This is a genomic window from Orrella daihaiensis (genome assembly GCF_022811525.1).
Classification (GTDB): domain Bacteria; phylum Pseudomonadota; class Gammaproteobacteria; order Burkholderiales; family Burkholderiaceae_B; genus Algicoccus; species Algicoccus daihaiensis.
The window spans coordinates 1,021,433-1,040,411 of sequence record NZ_CP063982.1; the positions used below are offsets into that span (position 1 = coordinate 1,021,433).

Here is an 18,979-nt window from a genome sequence, read left to right on the forward strand (position 1 = left end):
TTACCGGGACTTTTTTGTCCTTGCGTAATCTACACAATTGTTTCCAGATCCTGATTAGCCCAAGATGCTCGCCTGATTCAAAAGGGAAGCATTCATGGGTATCTGTTGTAGATGGTCTTGCACCAGCTTGTGGCTAGGACTCGCCGCGGCACTGACGAGTTGTGCTGTGCATGACACCGATGTGCCGCAATTAAGTCGGTCAATGGCCCATCGACCCGCGCATGCGTTGGTTGGCGAACCGGATTTCAACTGGCACTTAAGCGGTGATCGTCGAGTGGCACCCCGACAGGTGTTCTCAGACCAAGGACGTATTTGGCTGCAATGGCATCCGCATCAGGCTGTGCCAACGGTTTTTGTTGATCAGTTTGGCAGTTGGCAGGTGGTCGATCAGCAGCCGTATGGTCAATATACGGTGGTCGACGGTCATTGGCAGCGACTCATGTTTCAGGGCGGACAGTTACAAGCCATGGCTGTTTACCGTCAAGCCGCAGCGCCTGAACCGGTTGTGCCTTGCGTGAACCTGTGCCCGAGCACCCCCGGGTTTGATGTTCGTCTATCTGATGTCAGTATCCGTCAGGCCCTGCGCCGCTGGTCGGAGCAAGCGAACTGGTTTTTTGATGATGCGCATTGGTCCTTGCCGGTTGACTTCCCCGTCACTGCACCGGCAACTTTCAGCGCCGACTTTGAGCTCGCTGTCCGTGGTTTGCTCGAATCCACGCGCGTCTCAGGCCAGGCGGTTAAGCCGTGCTTTTACGCCAATCACGTCTTGCGCGTGATCCCGGCAGCGCAGTCTTGCGATCCCATGGCTGACCAGGGAGATCGCCCATGAGCATCCAGCCAATAACCACGGTGGTGTTTGCCAGTATGTTGCTGGCGTCTTGTGCCATTGATGATTTAAGCCGTCAGTCACGTGACTATGTCCGTCACAATCGTGACACGCTCGAGCACACCGCACAGCGCTACGAACAGCAAGTCGTACAGTCCGCCCGGGTGGGCCGTGCGCAGACGCGTGTCAACAAGCCTTGGGTGTCTGGTAAACCGATACCGCTGGCACGTGAATTTGATTTGCCGCCAGCCTTGCGCACGGATGTCAAGGCCACGCTGATATTTGCCAATCAGCCCAAGTCCTTGACCCAGATTGCTAACCGTATCGCGCAGGCCACACAGATACCGGTTCGTATTAATCCCGATGCACTCTTGCCCATCGAACATTTCATGCCACGGTTAGCGGCTGTGACCGTTGGCGGTCATACGGCTGCGCAGATACATGCCACCATGCCGGTCGGCACACAGCCATTGCCCCATATTCTTGACCACATCGCTGCGAGTCACCAAGTCAGTTGGCAATACGATGGCAAGGCCATTGAGTTTTATCGGACTCGCACGCGAGTGTTTGATGTACGGGCTTTATCAGTGGATGCCAAGTCTGACATGCGGCTAGGCAAGTCCAGCAGTCAAAGCCACCAGGGTTTTGATAGTGCTGCGCATACCGAACTGATGTTGCCTAGTCAGGCGGTGGTTCAAGATATTGTGAAACAGCTCGAGCCGTTTCTGACTCGTGCAGCTGTGGTGGCGGCGCAACCGGGTAGTTTGAATTCGATTGTGATTACCGACACCCCCAAAGCGCTCGATGCGGTCGCGCAGTATCTCGAACGTTTAAATCGCCGCTTGAGCCGCCGGGTACGGCTGGTGTTTGAACAAATCACAGTCACCCGCGATCAAAGTCATGAGCAAGGCATTGACTGGCAGCTAGCGCTGGCATCCGAGCTTGGAGCAATCGACTTCTCTGGTGCTGCTGCTGGTGCGGCACCGACGCTAATGAAAGTGTCAGGCGCCAGCGGCGCAGCAGGTTTTAGCACCAGCCTGCTTTTAAAAGCCGTATCCCGGTATGCCGATGTGGTTCGGCACACCACCGTTCCAGTCATGACATTGAATCGCAGGCCAGTCACGCATGCGGTGCGTTCAACCTTCACCTATGTTGATCAGGTCAAGTCAGTCGCGACCAACTCATCGGACAAAAATGCCACTAGTGCATTGCCGGGCATAGCCGTTAGCCAAAAACGCGAGACAGTCGGGGCGTTTTTGACCTTGGTGCCGGATGTGCAGGACGACGGTCAGGTGCTTTTGTCGGTGTCATTTGATGACACGGTGGCCATGCCACTCAAAACCTTGACCTTTGGTGGCCAGCAAAATGCCGTCCAAATACAGCAGCTCGATTTGCGTGGTAACGGCACGGTGCAGCAAGTGGTGGTTTACCCAGGACGGCCAACCCTGATTGCCGGGTTTGAACAGCAGGCCAGCGAGGTAACTCAGACACGTCGCTCGCCCCATGCCCCCAAAGTCTTTGGTGGTGATGATGACGTCAGCCACCAGAACACCATGACTTTGATCTTTGTCACAGCACAGGTGCAAGACGGTGGTTGACCTGAAACACCATTCAGAGAGCCTGACACCTCAGTCACCAACGCGCAGCTGGCAGTGGCATGATGCCAAGGCCAATATTCACTGGGTGTTTGGTATGCGTTGGCTGCCCGCGCTGGGTCCTCAAGGACAAAAGGCGATGCAACGCAGCCTGCGTGAGCAGGGTTTCACGTGGGCCGTCAACCACGGCAAACAGGTGCGACTGTTGGGCCTGCACCCCGATGGCGCGATTGCGCCTGTCAACCCAAAAACCGCGAGTGCTGCCGCCGCGTTTGCCAGTGCCCACCCAAGCGGTGCGCATGCGCTGTGTTTGCAAATTCCGGGCATGGGTGTATGGCTTGTCGCGGCTTGTGACGGTTGCGTCCTGAGTGATACTGATCGCTGGTTTGATACGCTTGAACAAGCGCAAGGCTGCCTGCAGGGCTTGCGCGACAGGCATGAGCAAATTGTCTGTCAAACGATCCAATGGTCGCTTGACGAATCGGATGCGGCCAACGATCAGCCCGATTTTTTACAGGCGAGCCTGGCTAAACAATGCCGGTTTTGCAGGCTGCCATCTGTACAAACATCCTGGCCATGGCTCGCATTTGCCATCGTGGCAATTGCCGCGCTCGGTGCGACCGCCTATCTGTCTTGGCCCCGACAGCAGGCGGTACCGAGGTTTGTCGACAGCGCCTTGAACGCTGCGCCCCTAAGCCCATTGGTGCGCACGCATCGACCCGAAAGCCTTGTGGGCTTGTTCGAGAGCTGGCATCAGCTGCCTGTAGATCCCGCGGGGTGGTTGCTGCAATCGGTGGCTTGCCGGATTGATGAGCAACAGGCGTTTTGCAGGGCCGCTTACAAGCGTCATGTGCCAGGTGCTCACAATGAGGATCTGCAGCCGCATGCGCCGCCTGGCTGGGCATTTGAACCAGACTCATTGGATCGCGCCTATTTCAAGCGCACGATCGATATGCCGATGCAGTCATTGCAGCTACATCAGCAAGCAAGCACCACGTTTGGCCTGAGCCAGTTGCAGCGTTTAAGTGCTCGAGTGGCAGGGTTATCGATTGGCACATCAAGCAGGTTGCCGGCCGATACCTCGAGTCGGATGGTCGACCGTGGGCAGCGCCCGTTCGAAAGCGACGTACCGATGACCCAAACGCTGTTTGTGCGCAAGCTCACCTTGAGACTTGCCTTGCGTCAAACCGACCGACTGCAGGAACTGAATTTGCCCTTGCGATGGCGACAAGCCGATTTATCCATCGTACAGGGTGCGGAAATCGATCAATTACGTGGCTATTTGATGCTGAACTTACAAGGAGAATGGCTTGAAACACCGTAAATTTCTATCACTTGCTGGTGCACCGGGCATATGGGCGAGCGTGCTTGGCGTGTTTGCCCTGATGCCTTCGGCACAAGCCACTGAGTCGGTGGCACGAGTCACTACGCCGATGACGGTGCTTGCAATGATCAAAACAGAAAACGACGTGTTAGCCCAATGGCAGGCTGCGCGCAATAAAGTCGCTGCACGCAAACGCCCCAAGTCTACCTTGCTGTCAATCTATGGTGTATTGCCGCAGTTGCGCGCTACCGTGTTGATCGATGGACGCGAGGTGGTGTTCGAACAAGGTCGCAAACAGCCTTTGTTTCCGCAAACCAACGCATTACGGTTGCGGCTGATCAAGCCCCCTTGTGTGTCGTTTACACGTCGCGCCAGGCTAGAGACGGTTTGTCTGTCCAGAGTGGGATCGTGAAGCGTGCTCAAGGCACCGCTTCGGTGCTAATGCTCGGTGAGTCCCTGATGCATGAGGCCATCGGCGTGATGGGTGTAGACACCGCGCTGACAATTGACAACGTCGAGCCCTTGTTCGATCGGCTTCATGTGCCTGACCCGCAGTTGGCTAGCCAGATGTGTCCTGTGCGTCTTCCGGATGGCACGGCGCAAGTCTGGGTGCTACCCGAATACGCTCATCACGATCAGGCGCGAGCGTTGGTGTTGGCTTTGGCGCAACTGGGCATGTCGATTGCCAAGCCGTCACGGCAAATCGTGCCACCAGCCCGCCTTGGTGAGCTCAACCGGGGTTTGAGACATGGCAAGACGACTCAGGCGGTGCTACGTGTAGCGGCCAGCACACCCAAGCATGTGTTGGTGACGCTGCTCGATGACTTGATTACGTGGGCGCTCAAAGCCGATGCCAGTGACATTCATCTGACGGTGCGTCATGCGCAACCGTATGCTGATGTGGCATTCAGTATCAATGGCGGATGTTTCAGGCCTGCTCATTTCCGAATGCTTTCAACAGAAGTGGTGCTGGAGCTGTTGGCAGTTAGCTGGATGACAGTGCAAGGCGGCAACGGCGCTGTATTCGATGTCACGTGTGAGCAGCAAGGGCGATTCGAACGCACCATCGGTGGTGATGTTGTCGGGTTGCGGTGGGCGTCGCTAGTGATTCAAGGCGGCGTCAGTGTCTGCTGGCGTTTGTTGAATCGGGTGTGTTGGCAAGTTGCACCATCGCTTGATGAGCTGGGCTATGACCCGACACAATATGCCGCCATGCTGCGTGCCACGCACGGACATGGGGGGCTGGTGGTATTTGCTGGACTGGTTGGCTCAGGTAAATCGACATCTTTGGCTGCTTTGATGAAGTTGATCCCAACAACTCGCAAGATCATCACGCTAGAGGATCCTGTTGAATATGTCATCGACAATGCACTGCAGTGCCCTGTCGCAGGTTTCGATGCTCAGGCGGTCACCGGTCAGCTTGCCAGCAAACTGAAGACCATCAAGCGAAGCGCCGCGCATGATGTATTGATTGGTGAGTTACGCGACACGCTAGGCGGGCAGGCCGTGGTGGATTTGGTGCTGGCGGGCACCAATGTTTACACCACCGTGCACGCAAGTTCAGCCCTGCAAATTCTGACACGCTTGAGTTCAGACTTGATTGGGGTGCCAGAGAGCCTTCTGGTGATGCCAGGCTTTATCAAGCTGTTGGTTTATCAGGTCTTGCTCAAGCAACTTTGCACGGCGTGCTCGCAAAGCGCGAGTGACTGGCTGGCGTCTGCCGATGGCTTGCCAGACCAGCCGCAATCGTTGCTGTCAGACAAACTCGAGTGGCTTGAACGTTTGGCACAAGTCACCAACGGCAATTGGCAGGATTGGCGTTTCAGAAACCACGCGGGCTGCGCTGCCTGTCAGCGCCATGAGGACTCACACGGCACAGGCTATCGTGACCGCTTGCTAATTGCCGAGATGATCGAGCCGGCTGCATTGCCCGGGTTTTACCCAGCGCTAGCGGGCCGCTCGCTATGGCAGCAAGTGGCCAGTTGGCAGTTGGCTGCTGGCACGCAAGCCTCAGAGTTGACCGGTTACCTACCGGTAGTCAATGCAGCCCAGGTGCACCTCAACCAGGGGCTGATCGATCCGCTTGACTACGTATTGCGCTTTGCGCCAGTCCTCACGGAGTCCGTATGAGCATCGGTTTGGGCAGACAGATCTCTCATGACTCGCGCGCAAGTGCTCGATTGCCAATTGGCATCCGTTGGGCGGCGTGGCAATTTAAGCGCCAGCGAGCCGAGTATTACGCGTTTTTAGGAGAGTTTTTAGATAACCGGGCACTTGAGCAAACCTTGCTCTTGACCTTTGAGCAAGACAGCTGGCGTCATGGCAATCGGTCACCTCGGGGGCGTTTGGCCGGATGGTGGGCCACACGTTATGCCGCCAGTGGTGGTGACCTGGTGCAAACCTGGCGTGGCACGCTGCCTGCCAAAGATTTGCAGACTATCGCCTTGGCGCAAGAGGCCGGACAAATGGCCTTGGTGCAAACCTTAAAAAGCATGGCTAGCCAAATCAGACTCTGGAATGAATGTGTCGGCAGTTTTTGGCAGACCATCGCGGTCGGTTTGGTCGCTGCCATGGTGGCAGTGGCTTGTCTTTTTGTGATGCCGTTATGGACAGTGCCCAGGCTCATGGGCGCATTTGCCAATGTGCCTGCTGCCTACCATGGTGCGTCATTGACTGCGCTATTGGGATGGGTTGATTCGGTTGGGTCCTACTGGTGGGCTTGGCTATTTGCCTGCAGTTTGGCGATGATCCTGATGTGGTGGTCATTGGCCGGATTTAAAGGATCGTTTCGTAACGTGCTCGATCGGTTTGGCATCTGGCGCCTATACCGTGACTTGAATGCCATGCAGTTTTTGACGGGCTCAGCAACACTGCTGAACGCTTTGTCAGCAAGCGGCGTATCACTGCGAACCGTCCTCACCACCCAACAGTTGCATGCAAGTGCCTGGCTCAATCACCACTTGTCACGTATGGTGCGCGAGCTTGACGCCGGCGCTGATGTGCTGACAAGTCTGAACACGGGACTTCTGGCTGACGACATCTGGTGGCGATTTGTTGATGTGGTGCGGGTTCACGGACTGGCTCAAGGTTTGGGCACTGCATCAGGCGCGATCGGCGAGTTACTCAAAACACAAATGGCTAAACGCGCCATCGTGTTGCGTTGGGTTTTGTTGATCTCAGCGCTTGCGACTGTGATGATCGTTGGCTTCTGGCATTTGCGGGCCATTGAAGAGCTGCGGCAGGGTTTGACCTTGTTTTACAGCCTTTCATAAGTCCCTCGTCACGACCACTGGCGCACTCTAAGCACACAACTCACTCACTTAAACCCACTCTACAGGAAGCAATCGATGCACATGATATTGACTGGTTTGCGCAACACACAGACTGTTACGCCCCAAGCTGTGACGCACCTAACGGCGGCGCCTACAAACAAGACACGCCATCTACAACGCGGTTTCTCTCTGGTGGAGGTGTCCATCGTGACCGCGCTGATGGTGATCTTGGCAATTGTCGGAATTCCGGCGTTGCAAGACTATGTCATTGAGAACAAAGTGCCTAAAGTGGCTGCGGATCTGCAGCGTTTTGTGGCGCGCATGAAAGTCGCAGGTATCGGTGGCAGTGATGCACCCTTTGCCAACGTTGACAAGCGTGTACTGGTCAATGGCATGCGCGGCAGTTCAGCCGTCACCGTCCGGGGTGAGGGGTCGACTGCGGTGGTGGTGCACGGCCTCGGAGGGCAAGGTATATCGGGTAATGGTGAAATTCTCATGGGGCCTGCCGCTGTACCGGATCAGCCAGTCGGCTCAGCGTTTAGTCTGACGCTTGATCATGTCAATCATGCTGCCTGCCCCATGCTCGCCACCACCTTGCAGCGCATGGCCAGCCAAGTCTTGATTGACGGCAAGTCAGGGGAAGTGGTGGTGAAGAATGATTTTGCTACCCCCCCAATGGCTTATCAGCCCGTCCTGGCTGATGCACAGTGCCAGCGTGGTGACAGTAACCGTTTTGTGTTTGTGTTTCAGTGACAAGTCTGCTGCGCCCCAATGGCCATGGGCGGGTGAGCAGTTGGCCAAGAGCGCGCCAGACAGGACAGGCGCTGGTGGAATGGATGGTGGTGGCTGCATTGGCCATGTTAGTGGTGATCTGGGCCGCGGGTGAGTTTGCACAAAAAGCCGAACAAGCGGCAGCCGATGGCTACGGGCAGTGGTTGCAGGCGGTATCAACTGCCATCACCGAGGCAATCAAGCATGACGACGCGGCCTCACAACCTAGTGCGGGCATGTTTGGCCAATTGCCGCTTAACACGCTGGTACCGATCGAGCCTTGGTTGGCGCGTCTGAAACAAGACGGTTGGCTGGCCGCAGCACTGGCCTCTAGGCCATCGTTGCCATATGACATTCGGCTCGTGAGACTTGACTCTACCGGTGCCTGCGCCAGTGATGCATGTCCCTTGACGGTGTTGCTATTGGCCATGCCGCGCACTGAGCAAGCTGCGTTGCACCCGAGCGCGATCTTGGCTGCCCTTGCAGGCAAAGGGCTTGCTGTGACCGATCTGGCGCCAGATCGGCTACGGGGTGCGGCCTACGAGGTGTCTAATCCGATGCCTGGTGGTATGCCCTTGCCACTTGGCACGGTTGGCTTACTAGCCTGGCATCCCGATCGTGCGCCGGCTTATGTCAGGCTGCATGAAACACGCAGTGTGACCTTGGCCGGGGGCGTGCAGCTTGGACAGACGGCGCAGGCTGAAGGCGACTGCCAGCCCGAGGGATTGGTCATGGTCGATTCAGCAGGGGAATTGCTGATCTGTCAGTCCGGCCACTGGCAAAAAGTGGGACAGCCGCACGATCATGTGCGCCAATGTGGGGCACTGGCGCAGCAAGATCAGGTCTTATTGGACTTGCAGCGTCAGTCGCGCCTGTGGCCCCTCTTAGGTGGTGATTCAGGTTGTCGATGCCCGTCGGATTTTGCGGCGGTAAATTTGGGGCGCGAGTTTGAGCGGGTGGGGCCAGTGGTTTTGGTCGATGGTTATGCGTGCCTGCGCCTATAATCGCTTGATCAACTTTGGATTGGCGGTTTACGCATGAAAGTCTCTGAAATTCGCGAGAAGTTTCTCAAGTACTTTGAAAGCAAAGGGCACACGATTGTGCCCTCGTCTTCGTTGGTGCCAGGCAATGACCCGACGTTGCTGTTTACCAACTCCGGTATGGTGCAGTTCAAGGATGTTTTTACAGGGCAGGAGACGCGTAACTACACTCGCGCCACGACCTCTCAGCGCAGTGTGCGCGCTGGCGGTAAGCACAATGACCTCGAGAACGTGGGCTACACCGCAAGGCATCACACTTTTTTTGAGATGCTTGGCAACTTCAGCTTTGGCGACTATTTCAAGCGTGACGCGATCCACTATGCCTGGGAGCTTTTAACCACGGTCTACAAATTGCCAGTGGATCGACTCTGGGTGACGGTCTATCACGAGGATGATGAGGCCTACGACATCTGGGCCAAGGAAATTGGGGTGCCAACCGAGCGCATTATTCGCATCGGTGACAACAAGGGCGCTCGTTACGCCTCAGACAACTTCTGGCAAATGGCTGATACCGGTCCGTGCGGGCCTTGTTCAGAGATTTTCTACGACCATGGGCCTGAGGTTTGGGGTGGCCCGCCTGGATCGCCAGAAGAGGATGGTGATCGATACATCGAAATCTGGAATCTGGTGTTTATGCAGTTTGAGCGCGACAGCGATGGTGTGATGCACCCACTGCCCAAGCCTTGCGTGGACACCGGCATGGGGCTTGAGCGTATTGCCGCTGTCTTGCAACACGTGCACTCCAATTATGAGATTGATTTGTTTGAGTCCCTGATCAAAGCCGCGGCGCGTGAAACCGGTTGTTCAGACTTGACCAACAATTCGCTGAAGGTCATCGCAGACCATATTCGAGCCTGCGCGTTTCTGGTGGTCGATGGCGTGATTCCGAGCAATGAGGGTCGCGGCTATGTGTTGCGTCGAATCATTCGACGTGCGCTGCGTCATGGCTACAAACTCGGACAGTCCAAGCCATTCTTTCACCGCTTGGTCAATGACCTGGTGCAGCAGATGGGGGCGGCCTACCCGGAGCTTGCCAATAACGCGGACCGTGTGGGCAGGGTGCTGTTACAGGAAGAGGAGCGATTTGGTGAGACGCTCGAGAACGGCATGCGAATTCTGGATGAGGCGTTGGCAAATCTTAAGAGCGGTCAGACACTCGATGGCCAGACGCTCTTTATGCTGTACGACACCTACGGGTTCCCGGTCGATCTGACGGCAGACATTTGTCGTGAGAAGTCCATTGAGGTGGACATGGTTGGGTTCGATGAGGCCATGGGCAAGCAACGTGACCAGGCGCGCGCTGCCGGACGGTTCAAGTCAGTCGATGGTTTGCACTACGAGGGTGATCAAACCGTATTCCATGGCTATGATGCGCTTGCCTGGGAGGCCGCGGTGGTGGCCTTGTACGTGGATGGGACCCCGGTTGATGAAATCGCAGCTGGTCAATCGGCTGTGGTGGTGCTTGATGAAACGCCGTTTTATGCGGAATCAGGCGGGCAAGTGGGTGATGCCGGTGAGATCGTGACTGAGGCCGGTCAGTTCGTGGTGTCTGATACCCAAAAGATTCAGGCCGGCGTTTTTGGTCATCACGGTGAGTTGACCCGTGGCTCATTAAAAGTCGGTCAAAGTGTTAAAGCCAAAGTTGACACGCTACGCCGGGCTCGCACAGTCCGTAACCACTCGGCCACCCATCTCATGCATAAAGCCTTGCGCGAGGTATTAGGTGCTCACGTACAGCAGCGCGGTTCACTGGTGGATCCCGACAAAACCCGGTTTGACTTTGCGCATGATGCTCCGATGACAGCTGAGCAAATTGCTGAGGTTGAAGAAATCGTGAATCGTGAGATTCTCGCCAATGAGCCTACCGATGCTCGCATCATGGCGTTTGACGATGCGGTCAAGTCGGGCGCTGTGGCACTGTTTGGCGAGAAGTATGGTGACACGGTGCGTGTGCTAGATATCGGATCCTCGCGCGAATTGTGTGGCGGCACGCATGTGACGCGCACGGGCGATATTGGTTTGTTCAAGATTGTCTCGGAATCCGGTGTCGCCGCCGGTGTTCGTCGCGTTGAAGCCATCACCGGCGACAACGTGTTGCACTGGGCTCAGTCGCTAAATGCCACGGCCGCGCACATCGCCTCGATGGTCAAATCAACGGTGTCCGATGCCGCTAATCGGGTGGCACAACTGCAAGAACAGCTTAAATCGGCTGAACGAGAGCTGGCACAAACCAAGGCCAAGATGAGCGCCGGCGCCGGGGCCGCGTTAGCGGATCAGGCCCAAGTGGTTGCTGGCATCAGGGTATTGGCCCATGATGTGGTGGGTGCCGACCCTAAAGGCCTGCGCGCCATGGTGGATCAGTTAAAGGACAAGCTGCAGTCAGGCGTGGTGGTGTTGGCGACAGTGACCGATGACAAGGTTAGTTTGGTCGCTGGTGTGACCAAGGACCTGATGGATCGTGTCAAAGCAGGGGACTTGCTGGCACACGTGGCCACTCAGGTCGGCGGCAAGGGTGGCGGGCGACCGGACATGGCCATGGGTGGCGGTACCGAGCCTGCGAAGCTGGCAACGGCCTTGCAATCCGTGCCGGCATGGGTTCAAACCAAAATCCAGGGCTGAGGCGGCAGATGGCTGAGATCGATCTGGATCATCCGGCTGCGACGGTGGACGCCACCGGCCTTGAATGCCCGCTGCCTATACTCAAAGCAAAAAAGGCCTTGTCCACGCTTGAACCTGGGCAGATGCTAGAAGTTATTACGACCGATCGCAAGGCTAAACAGGATTTTGAGGCATTTTGTCGGCAGACCGGTAACCCGCTACTGGCGCACCGGGATGTTGGCGAGAAGGTGCACCACTACTTGCAACGACGCGCCTGAACCATGCTAGAATCTACGGCTTAGCCCAAATTTTGTTACCAATTTTTATAGAAGAGATTACCTATGGTGGTGATTCGTATGGCTCGCGGCGGCTCCAAGAAGCGCCCGTTTTATAGCCTAGTTGCAACTGATTCGCGTGATCGTCGTGACGGTCGTTTTATCGAGCGTGTTGGTTTTTATAACCCTGTTGCTGGCGATAGCGACGAGAAATTGCGTATCCAGATGGATCGCGTGACCTACTGGCAGGGTGTGGGTGCGCAGTTGTCACCCTCAGTGGCCCGCTTGGTCAAAGAGTACAGCAAGCAGGTTGCTGCTTAAGCTGTCTTAGACGTTGTTTCAGACGTGTTGGTTCGGTGTTGGTTCGGTGTTGGTGCATGACTGAATTAGTCGATGAGCTCAAACAAATTGACTAAAAAGCTTTCAACCCACCCCAGCATAAGCTCTGATTCCGAGATGCAAGCCACACCCTCAGACCTGGTTGAACTAGGTCGGGTGCTCGGAGCGCATGGCATCAAAGGCTGGATTAAGGTCCAGCCTTTTTCTTCTGATTCCGAAGCATTGGGTGCCGTTAAGCGCTGGTGGCTTCGTTTGCCTCAGTCCCCGCTTGCGGTACCCGATAGCACTGCATCACCAGCGGTTGCCGTTAATTTGGTTTGGGCCAAGCCTCACGGCGCTAATTGGATTGCTTGCGTGAGGGGTTTAAACGACCGAGATGAGGCGCAGGCACTCAAGGGCAATACCGTGATGGTTCCCCGAGGCGCTTTTCCCAAACTTGATGAGAACGAGTATTACTGGGTCGATCTGATCGGCTGCTCAGTGACCACCGACGCCGATGGTGAATCCGAGCATTTGGGCGTGGTTGAATCCGTCCAAGACAACCCGGCGCATCCAATTCTGGTGGTACGGCAACAGCATGTCATTAATGGTCAGTGCGTCGACCGTGTTGACGACAAAGACAAGGCGGTTTACTCACTCATTCCGTTTGTAGCAGCCCATGTGGGTGACATTGACACCGAGGCCCGCATAATAGAGACCCACTGGCCACGGGATTTTTAGCCTGTCTTGGCTAACTGGTTTATACAAAGTTGCGTCCACAGCACTGAACTTAGGGTTAGCTTGTCTTGTCATACTAAAAAGCGGTCTACTATCAAAGTGGACAGCGTAATCAAGGAGCTAAGCATGGCAACACGACGTAAAGTATCCGAAGCAGAGCACGAATCTCGTCTGGTAGATCCCATCAAGCACGCGCTTGATGAGGCCGAAGATCTTTTGCGGGAAGCGGCTAGCGCGAGCGGAGACAAAGCTGAAGAATTGCGCGAGCAAGCGCTTGAGACATTACGGCGCAGCCGCCTGGCTTTGCATGATGTACAGGACTCGTTGCTTGATCGCGGCCGACAAGCCGTGCGCGTCACCGATGACTATGTGCATGAGCGACCCTGGCAAGCCGCAACGATTGCCGGTGTGGCTGGCCTGTTGTTGGGCTTATTGATTGCGCGCCGCTAATGTCGATCCGTCACAGCGTTAAAGACCTGTCAGCAGACCTGGTACAAGCCATTGCCACGCGCGTGGAGTTATTTGGGTTGGAGTGGCAACAAGCCAGAGAGGATCTGCCCAGGCTCTTGGCGCTGTGGGTGGTGGGCTTACTTGCCTTGCTGTTCGCAGCAGCACTGTTCACGTTGTTGATCATTGTGTTGGCTTGGGATACGCCATATCGGGATTGGGTTGTGCTGACACTCTGCGTTTTATATGCAGTGGCCGGTGGCTTGCTTTTATGGCGAGTACGCGAGCGTATCCGCGCTGGCGGTCTGAATCCGTTTGCTGTCACGATCCAAGAGCTGCAGCGCGATATCAGCCTGTTAGCCCATCGAGAGCAGTCCGAGCAAACTGGCAGTCGTCGGGATGAGAATCATGACAGTTAAACGCAACGCGATGTTCGAGCGCGCCGTTCGAATTGAGATGCTGCGCGCACGCGCTGCTGTCGAGCGTGACACTATTGCGCGCCACACTGGCGACTTGGTCGATAGCCTCGATCCGCGGGTGGCGGTGGGACGCTTGTTGCCGGGCAATGCTCGCGATATGGTGTCGCGTGGCTTGCGGCTGGTCACTCGTTATCCTTACATCCTGACTACCGTCTTATCTAACCGTCGGTTTAAAGCCGTGCGCTGGATTTCCTTGGCAGCCGTGGCGGTTGGTGCCTGGGCCATGTTCTCTGGCAATGACAAGTCCGATGACAATCCTGATGATCAGTCTTTGTAAGGCCGGATCTTAAATCGGTTGCTCCAGACTTTTCAGGATGTCGGCAACGAATTTATCGACGGGATAATGCTTCATCAGCTCGTCACGCGCCCAGGCCAGTGGCGTGGAGGACACCAGCATCACTTTGGCTAGATTGCGACTCTCGGTTTGCGCGGCCTGCACTCGTTTGCGGTGACGCAGCTCGTACAGCCGCAAAGCCCGAGTAACCGTATTGGCTTCAACTCTCAGTAATTCGTCAGCTAGCACCGCTGCAGACTCCATCGCATTGGAAGCGCCAACCCCTGCGGTGGGTAAAAATGCCGTGGCTGCATCACCGAGTAACACGACACGGCCTTCGCTCCAGACGGCTGAGCGCACATCATCAAGTTTCCAGAAAAAGATTTCGTTGGTATCGTCCGGCAGGGCGTCAAATACACTCGGCAGTGCCGCCGCGATTGGTTTGAAATGATCGCGGATATCGGCGGCGCGATGTGTCTTGATATCCATCTGTCCAATCGGACCGCCTGCAAAGACGCACAACTGCTCTTTGCAAGGGTAGAGCCCTAAAAACCGGCCAGCGCCCCAATACTCGGTGACATCATCAACCGGTATGACGCCATTATCTGCCCACCAGATCCAGCCGCCCCAGCCAGTCTCATGTAATGGCACGTGGCCTGCAATCAGTTCGCGCGTTTTGGAGTGAATGCCATCGGCGCCGACCACCAGGTCGTAGTCCGATTGCCGGCCATCGGCAAATGTCACTGACACAGAGGCACTGGTCTGAGTCAAAGCGGTGATGCTGGTGTTCATCCTCAGGCGCGTGTCTGATAGTTTGCTGCGTAAAAGTTCGAGTAGGGATTTTCTGGACAAGGTGCCTGCATCGCCGTGAACTGAAATCTTGTCAGCCAGTCGGTAGGTGTTAATGGCATCACCTTTGCCATTACGAAGGTGATAAGTGCCCAGCGGATTGGCGATTTGACGAAATTGCTTGATGAGTCCCAGCCCAATCAGCACTCTCGAACCGAGCGGCCAAATCGACAGTGCATAACCTGATTTCGCGAAATCAGGGCTGCGTTCAATCAGGTCAACTTCATGGCCACGGCCTTCGAGCAAGGCTGCCAGCGTGGTGCCGCCAACGCCAGCGCCAATAATGAGGATCTTCATGCTGGGCTCCCAGAGGTTCAGTGAAATCAGCAGCCATCGTAGGGCGTGTCGCAGCTAGACAAGCATCACCAACCAGTTGATCGTTCGATACATGACTCCGCCCCACTTGGGTAAGTTAGCGGCACGAGCCGCCGGCGTCTACTAAAATTCTTCAAACTACCTGGTCAACTCCCATGCGTATCGACATCCTCACGCTGTTTCCTGAATACTTTGCACCCTTGTGCACCTCGGGCATCACCGGGCGAGCGCACGACCGTGGTTTGTGGCAATTAAAGACCTGGAATATGCGCGACTTCGTTCAAGATGTGCATCGAACGGTGGATGACCGTCCCTATGGTGGCGGGCCTGGCATGGTCATGCTCGCGCAACCGCTGGCCGATGCGCTGGTCGCAGCCCAATCTGATCGGGCCGCGGCTGCGCCAGTGATCCTGCTCGCGCCATCGGGCAAGCCATTTGACCAGGCTTGTGCGCAATCGCTGGCACAGTCACCTGGCGCCATCGTGATCTGTGGGCGCTACGAAGGGATTGATCAGCGCTTTATCGATCGACACGTCAACGACTGCTGGTCTATTGGCGACTTTGTGGTCTCGGGTGGTGAGCCGGCTTTGATGCCTATGCTTGACGCAGCGGTGCGTTTGCTGCCAGGCGCCATGCAGCACGATTCGCACGATCAGGATTCGTTTCAGGACAGTCTTTCTGGACTGCTCGACAGTCCGCATTACACCCGTCCTGAGATCTGGCAAGCGCAAGGCGTGCCTGAAGTGTTGACCTCCGGTCATCATGACCGCATTGCCCGTTGGCGGCGCGAGCAATCATTGGCACTGACCTTGGTCAAACGCCCGGATTTGATCGAGAAGGCTCGCGCAGCAGGTCGCCTGACGCCCAAAGACGAGGCATTTCTGGCAAGCCTGGCGCACTCATAAAGGGTGCGAGTGCGCCGCGCAACCGCTACTGTTCCAAACGTGACCGCTGTGCCTTGATCTTTTGTAGGGTGTCGCTGAAGTTGGCCACACGTTCTTTCTCTTGGGCAACTACTTGGGGCGGGGCCTTTTGTACGAAAGACTCATTGGACAGTTTGCCATTGGCTTTGCCAATCTCAGCCGTCAGACGAGCGATTTCCTTATCCAGACGGGCGATTTCAGCTTGCACATCGATCTCGACTTTGAGCATCAGGCGGCAGTCGCCCACCACCTGGATGGGTGCGCCACTGTCCTCAGGCAGGGTGTCGAGAACCTCCACGCTGGCTAGCTTTGCCAGAAAGGCGAGATAAGGCGCCTGTGACTTCAAACTATCTTGTGGGCCTTGGGCGATCAGCGGTACGCGTTCTGCCGGTGAAAGCTGCATTTCGCTGCGCAGGGTTCGAACCGCCTCAATACGGGCTTTCAAGCTGGCAAACTCCTCTTCGGCTTGCTGATCAAGTAGTTTGTCATCGGTCATCGGGAAGGGTTGAATGCTTACACTGGTGTCTGTTTGCTCATCGCGGGTACCCGCGACCAGTGACACTTTTTGCCAGAGCTCTTCTGTAATGAAGGGTGTGATCGGGTGCAGCAGTCGCAGCACCTCTTCAAGCACCTCGATCAGTGTTGCCTGGCAGGCGGCTTTGGTATTGGCATCGCCTGACTGAATCTGCACCTTGGCTAGCTCCAGGTACCAATCACAGTACTCATCCCACACAAAGTGGTAAAGCGCATTGGCGATGTTGTCAAAGCGGTAGTCCGAGAATCCTTTTTCCACCTCTTGTTTGACTGATTGCAGGCGGGTCAGAATCCAGCGCTCAGGCAGCCCGTCGCGTTTGGCCAGATGACCGGTTGGGATGTAATCTGCCGTATTCATCAACACAAAGCGTGCTGCATTCCACAGCTTGTTACAAAAGTTGCGGTAGCCTTCGCAGCGCTTTAAATCGAAGTTGATGTTGCGCCCAAGCGACGCGTAGGCCGCCATCGTAAAGCGCAAGGCATCGGTTCCGAATGCAGCAATGCCATCGGGATAATGTTTGCGGGTCGCTTTCTCAATGTTCTCGGCCTGTTTGGGGTTCATCAGCCCATAGGTGCGCTTGGCCACCAGCGTTGGCAGGTCAATCCCATCAATCAAATCAACCGGGTCGAGCGTATTGCCTTTGGATTTACTCATCTTCTGGCCTTCGGCATCACGAATCAGGCCATGTACATACACATGTCTGAATGGCACCTCACCAATCAAATGCGTGGTCATCATGACCATGCGAGCCACCCAGAAGAAAATAATGTCAAAGCCCGTGACCAGCACACTCGATGGCAGATACTTCTGTAGGTCTGGCGTCTTGTCGGGCCAGCCCATGGTGGTAAATGGCACCAGCGCAGAGGAGAACCACGTATCGAGCACATCGGGGTCACGCGCAAGCGTACCGCTGTAACCAGCCGCTTGAGCCTGAGCCTGGGCGTCAGCTTCGCTTCTGGCCACAAACACTTCACCGTTTTGACCATACCAGGCGGGGATTTGATGGCCCCACCACAGCTGGCGTGAAATGCACCAGTCCTGGATGTTCTCTAGCCACTGGTTGTACGTGGTGGTCCAGTTCGAGGGGTAGAACTGGATCTGACCGTCACGCACGACGTCTAGCGCCACCTCTGTGATTGATTTGCCCGGGTGCAGGGTTCCGGCTGGCGCAGGCTTGCTCATGGCCACAAACCACTGGTCAGTCAGCATAGGTTCCAACACCACACCAGTGCGATCACCGCGTGGCTGCATCATGGTGTGCTTTTCAACTTTGACCAGAAAGCCTTGCTGCTGAAGTTCTTTGACGACGGCTTCGCGCGCATCAAACCGATCCATGCCGCGAAACTGTACCGGGCCGTTGTCATTGACCTTGGCGTCTAGCGTGAAGATCACAATCAAGGGCAGGTTGTGCCGCATGGCACACGCGTAGTCGTTAAAGTCGTGAGCGCCGGTGATTTTGACGACGCCGGTACCGAACTTCATGTCCACAAAATCGTCTGCGATGATGGGAATCTGGCGGTCGCACAATGGCAGATCAACCATCTTGCCCACCAGGTGTTGATAGCGCGGGTCATCAGGATGGACACACAGCGCACCGTCAGCGAGCATGGTTTCTGGCCGGGTGGTGGCAATGGTCATGCCGCGCAGGGTTTTGCGCTCGCCGTCCTCTTCGATCGTTTGCGGGCCATCGACAAAGGGGTAACAGATATGCCAAAGTGAGCCCTCGGTTTCAACGGACTGCACTTCCAGATCCGAGACGGCCGTCAACAGTTTGGGATCCCAGTTCACCAGCCGTTTGCCGCGGTAAATCAAGCCCTGTTCGTACAGGCGCACAAAGGTCTCGATCACGCCTTTGGACATGCGATCATCCATCGTGAAGTACTCACGTGGCCAGTCGGCCGAGGCACCTAAACGCCTGACTTGACGCGTGATCGTTCCCCCGGACTCTTGTTTCCATTCCCAGACTTTTTGCGTGAATTTCTCGCGGCCGAGGTCATGTCGGCTGATGTTCTTGGCGTCCAGTTGGCGCTCGACCACGATCTGCGTGGCGATCCCGGCATGGTCAGTGCCTGGCACAAACACAGTGTCCTGGCCCCGCATGCGGTGGTAGCGAACCAGGCCATCCATGATGGTCTGGTTAAAGGCGTGCCCCATGTGTAAGGTGCCTGTGACGTTTGGCGGGGGGAACTGGATTACGTAGGGCGGCAGGTTTGGGTCAGCGCCAGCAACGTGCTGCCCGGCCTGGAAATAGCCTGAAGACTCCCATTTGGGATACCAGCGGCTTTCGATGTCGGCTGGCTCAAAACTCTTCGGTAGGCTGTCTGCTGCGTTGGTTGGTTTGCTAGTCATGGGTTGCATCAAGTCGATAGGGTGTCAGTTTGCCAAGCGTATCTGCAATAC

18 protein-coding genes are annotated in these 18,979 nt (G+C 56.1%); 16 read left to right on the forward strand and 2 right to left on the reverse strand.

The annotated features are described in order from the left end of the window. The first annotated feature begins 94 nt into the window (after nucleotides 1-94). The 15 genes from DHf2319_RS04915 (at nucleotide 95) to DHf2319_RS04985 (ending at nucleotide 13,960) form a co-directional block, all read left to right on the forward strand. Entirely contained in the window at nucleotides 95-829 is a 735-nt protein-coding gene (locus tag DHf2319_RS04915) for a TrbG/VirB9 family P-type conjugative transfer protein (protein ID WP_243479701.1), read from the forward strand. Continuing rightward, nucleotides 826-2,424: a hypothetical protein gene (locus tag DHf2319_RS04920; RefSeq protein ID WP_243479702.1), complete on the forward strand. Its 1,599-nt coding sequence runs from the start codon at nucleotides 826-828 to the stop codon at nucleotides 2,422-2,424. The genes DHf2319_RS04915 and DHf2319_RS04920 overlap by 4 nt, the downstream gene beginning before the upstream one ends. Further along, nucleotides 2,417-3,745 carry a hypothetical protein gene (locus tag DHf2319_RS04925; protein ID WP_243479703.1) on the forward strand — a complete coding sequence of 443 codons (1,329 nt, stop codon included), beginning with the start codon at nucleotides 2,417-2,419 and terminating at the stop codon, nucleotides 3,743-3,745. The genes DHf2319_RS04920 and DHf2319_RS04925 overlap by 8 nt, the downstream gene beginning before the upstream one ends. After that, the gene (locus tag DHf2319_RS04930; protein WP_243479704.1) at nucleotides 3,732-4,157 is read left to right on the forward strand and encodes a hypothetical protein; all 426 of its coding nucleotides are present in this window, start codon (nucleotides 3,732-3,734) and stop codon (nucleotides 4,155-4,157) included. Before DHf2319_RS04925 ends, DHf2319_RS04930 begins: the two co-directional genes overlap by 14 nt. Then, nucleotides 4,154-5,875: an ATPase, T2SS/T4P/T4SS family gene (locus tag DHf2319_RS04935; protein WP_243479705.1), complete on the forward strand. Its 1,722-nt coding sequence runs from the start codon at nucleotides 4,154-4,156 to the stop codon at nucleotides 5,873-5,875. The genes DHf2319_RS04930 and DHf2319_RS04935 overlap by 4 nt, the downstream gene beginning before the upstream one ends. After that, nucleotides 5,872-7,017, forward strand: a complete 1,146-nt coding sequence (locus DHf2319_RS04940; protein WP_243479706.1) for a type II secretion system F family protein — start codon at nucleotides 5,872-5,874, stop codon at nucleotides 7,015-7,017. The genes DHf2319_RS04935 and DHf2319_RS04940 overlap by 4 nt, the downstream gene beginning before the upstream one ends. Nucleotides 7,018-7,092: 75 nt before the next feature. Continuing rightward, on the forward strand, nucleotides 7,093-7,770 hold the full coding sequence (locus DHf2319_RS04945; RefSeq protein WP_243479707.1) for a pilin: 678 nt from the start codon (nucleotides 7,093-7,095) through the stop codon (nucleotides 7,768-7,770). Further along, nucleotides 7,767-8,792 carry a shufflon system plasmid conjugative transfer pilus tip adhesin PilV gene (locus DHf2319_RS04950; RefSeq protein ID WP_243479708.1) on the forward strand — a complete coding sequence of 342 codons (1,026 nt, stop codon included), beginning with the start codon at nucleotides 7,767-7,769 and terminating at the stop codon, nucleotides 8,790-8,792. The genes DHf2319_RS04945 and DHf2319_RS04950 overlap by 4 nt, the downstream gene beginning before the upstream one ends. Nucleotides 8,793-8,825: 33 nt before the next feature. Then, nucleotides 8,826-11,447 carry an alanine--tRNA ligase gene (gene alaS / locus DHf2319_RS04955; RefSeq protein WP_243479709.1) on the forward strand — a complete coding sequence of 874 codons (2,622 nt, stop codon included), beginning with the start codon at nucleotides 8,826-8,828 and terminating at the stop codon, nucleotides 11,445-11,447. Between the two features lie 8 nt (nucleotides 11,448-11,455). After that, nucleotides 11,456-11,704: a sulfurtransferase TusA family protein gene (locus DHf2319_RS04960; protein WP_243479710.1), complete on the forward strand. Its 249-nt coding sequence runs from the start codon at nucleotides 11,456-11,458 to the stop codon at nucleotides 11,702-11,704. Between the two features lie 63 nt (nucleotides 11,705-11,767). Next, nucleotides 11,768-12,022, forward strand: a complete 255-nt coding sequence (rpsP, locus tag DHf2319_RS04965; protein ID WP_243479711.1) for a 30S ribosomal protein S16 — start codon at nucleotides 11,768-11,770, stop codon at nucleotides 12,020-12,022. A 135-nt stretch (nucleotides 12,023-12,157) separates the two neighbouring features. Beyond that, on the forward strand, nucleotides 12,158-12,760 hold the full coding sequence (rimM, locus tag DHf2319_RS04970; RefSeq protein ID WP_243479712.1) for a ribosome maturation factor RimM: 603 nt from the start codon (nucleotides 12,158-12,160) through the stop codon (nucleotides 12,758-12,760). A gap of 123 nt (nucleotides 12,761-12,883) precedes the next feature. Continuing rightward, nucleotides 12,884-13,207 carry an ElaB/YgaM/YqjD family protein gene (locus DHf2319_RS04975; protein ID WP_243479713.1) on the forward strand — a complete coding sequence of 108 codons (324 nt, stop codon included), beginning with the start codon at nucleotides 12,884-12,886 and terminating at the stop codon, nucleotides 13,205-13,207. Continuing rightward, nucleotides 13,207-13,623: a phage holin family protein gene (locus DHf2319_RS04980; protein WP_243479714.1), complete on the forward strand. Its 417-nt coding sequence runs from the start codon at nucleotides 13,207-13,209 to the stop codon at nucleotides 13,621-13,623. The genes DHf2319_RS04975 and DHf2319_RS04980 overlap by 1 nt, the downstream gene beginning before the upstream one ends. Continuing rightward, on the forward strand, nucleotides 13,613-13,960 hold the full coding sequence (locus DHf2319_RS04985) for a hypothetical protein (protein WP_243479715.1): 348 nt from the start codon (nucleotides 13,613-13,615) through the stop codon (nucleotides 13,958-13,960). Before DHf2319_RS04980 ends, DHf2319_RS04985 begins: the two co-directional genes overlap by 11 nt. Nucleotides 13,961-13,969: 9 nt before the next feature. Here DHf2319_RS04985 and DHf2319_RS04990 read toward each other — a convergent pair whose 3' ends face one another. After that, on the reverse strand, nucleotides 13,970-15,103 hold the full coding sequence (locus tag DHf2319_RS04990) for an FAD-dependent oxidoreductase (protein WP_243479716.1): 1,134 nt from the start codon (nucleotides 15,101-15,103) through the stop codon (nucleotides 13,970-13,972). A gap of 173 nt (nucleotides 15,104-15,276) precedes the next feature. Here DHf2319_RS04990 and trmD point away from each other — a divergent pair, with 173 nt between their 5' ends. After that, nucleotides 15,277-16,026 (forward strand): tRNA (guanosine(37)-N1)-methyltransferase TrmD, encoded by a 750-nt coding sequence (trmD, locus tag DHf2319_RS04995; RefSeq protein WP_243479717.1) that lies wholly within the window; start codon nucleotides 15,277-15,279, stop codon nucleotides 16,024-16,026. 25 nt (nucleotides 16,027-16,051) lie between these two features. Here trmD and DHf2319_RS05000 read toward each other — a convergent pair whose 3' ends face one another. Continuing rightward, entirely contained in the window at nucleotides 16,052-18,928 is a 2,877-nt protein-coding gene (locus DHf2319_RS05000) for a valine--tRNA ligase (protein ID WP_243479718.1), read from the reverse strand. Nucleotides 18,929-18,979 lie beyond the last annotated feature (51 nt).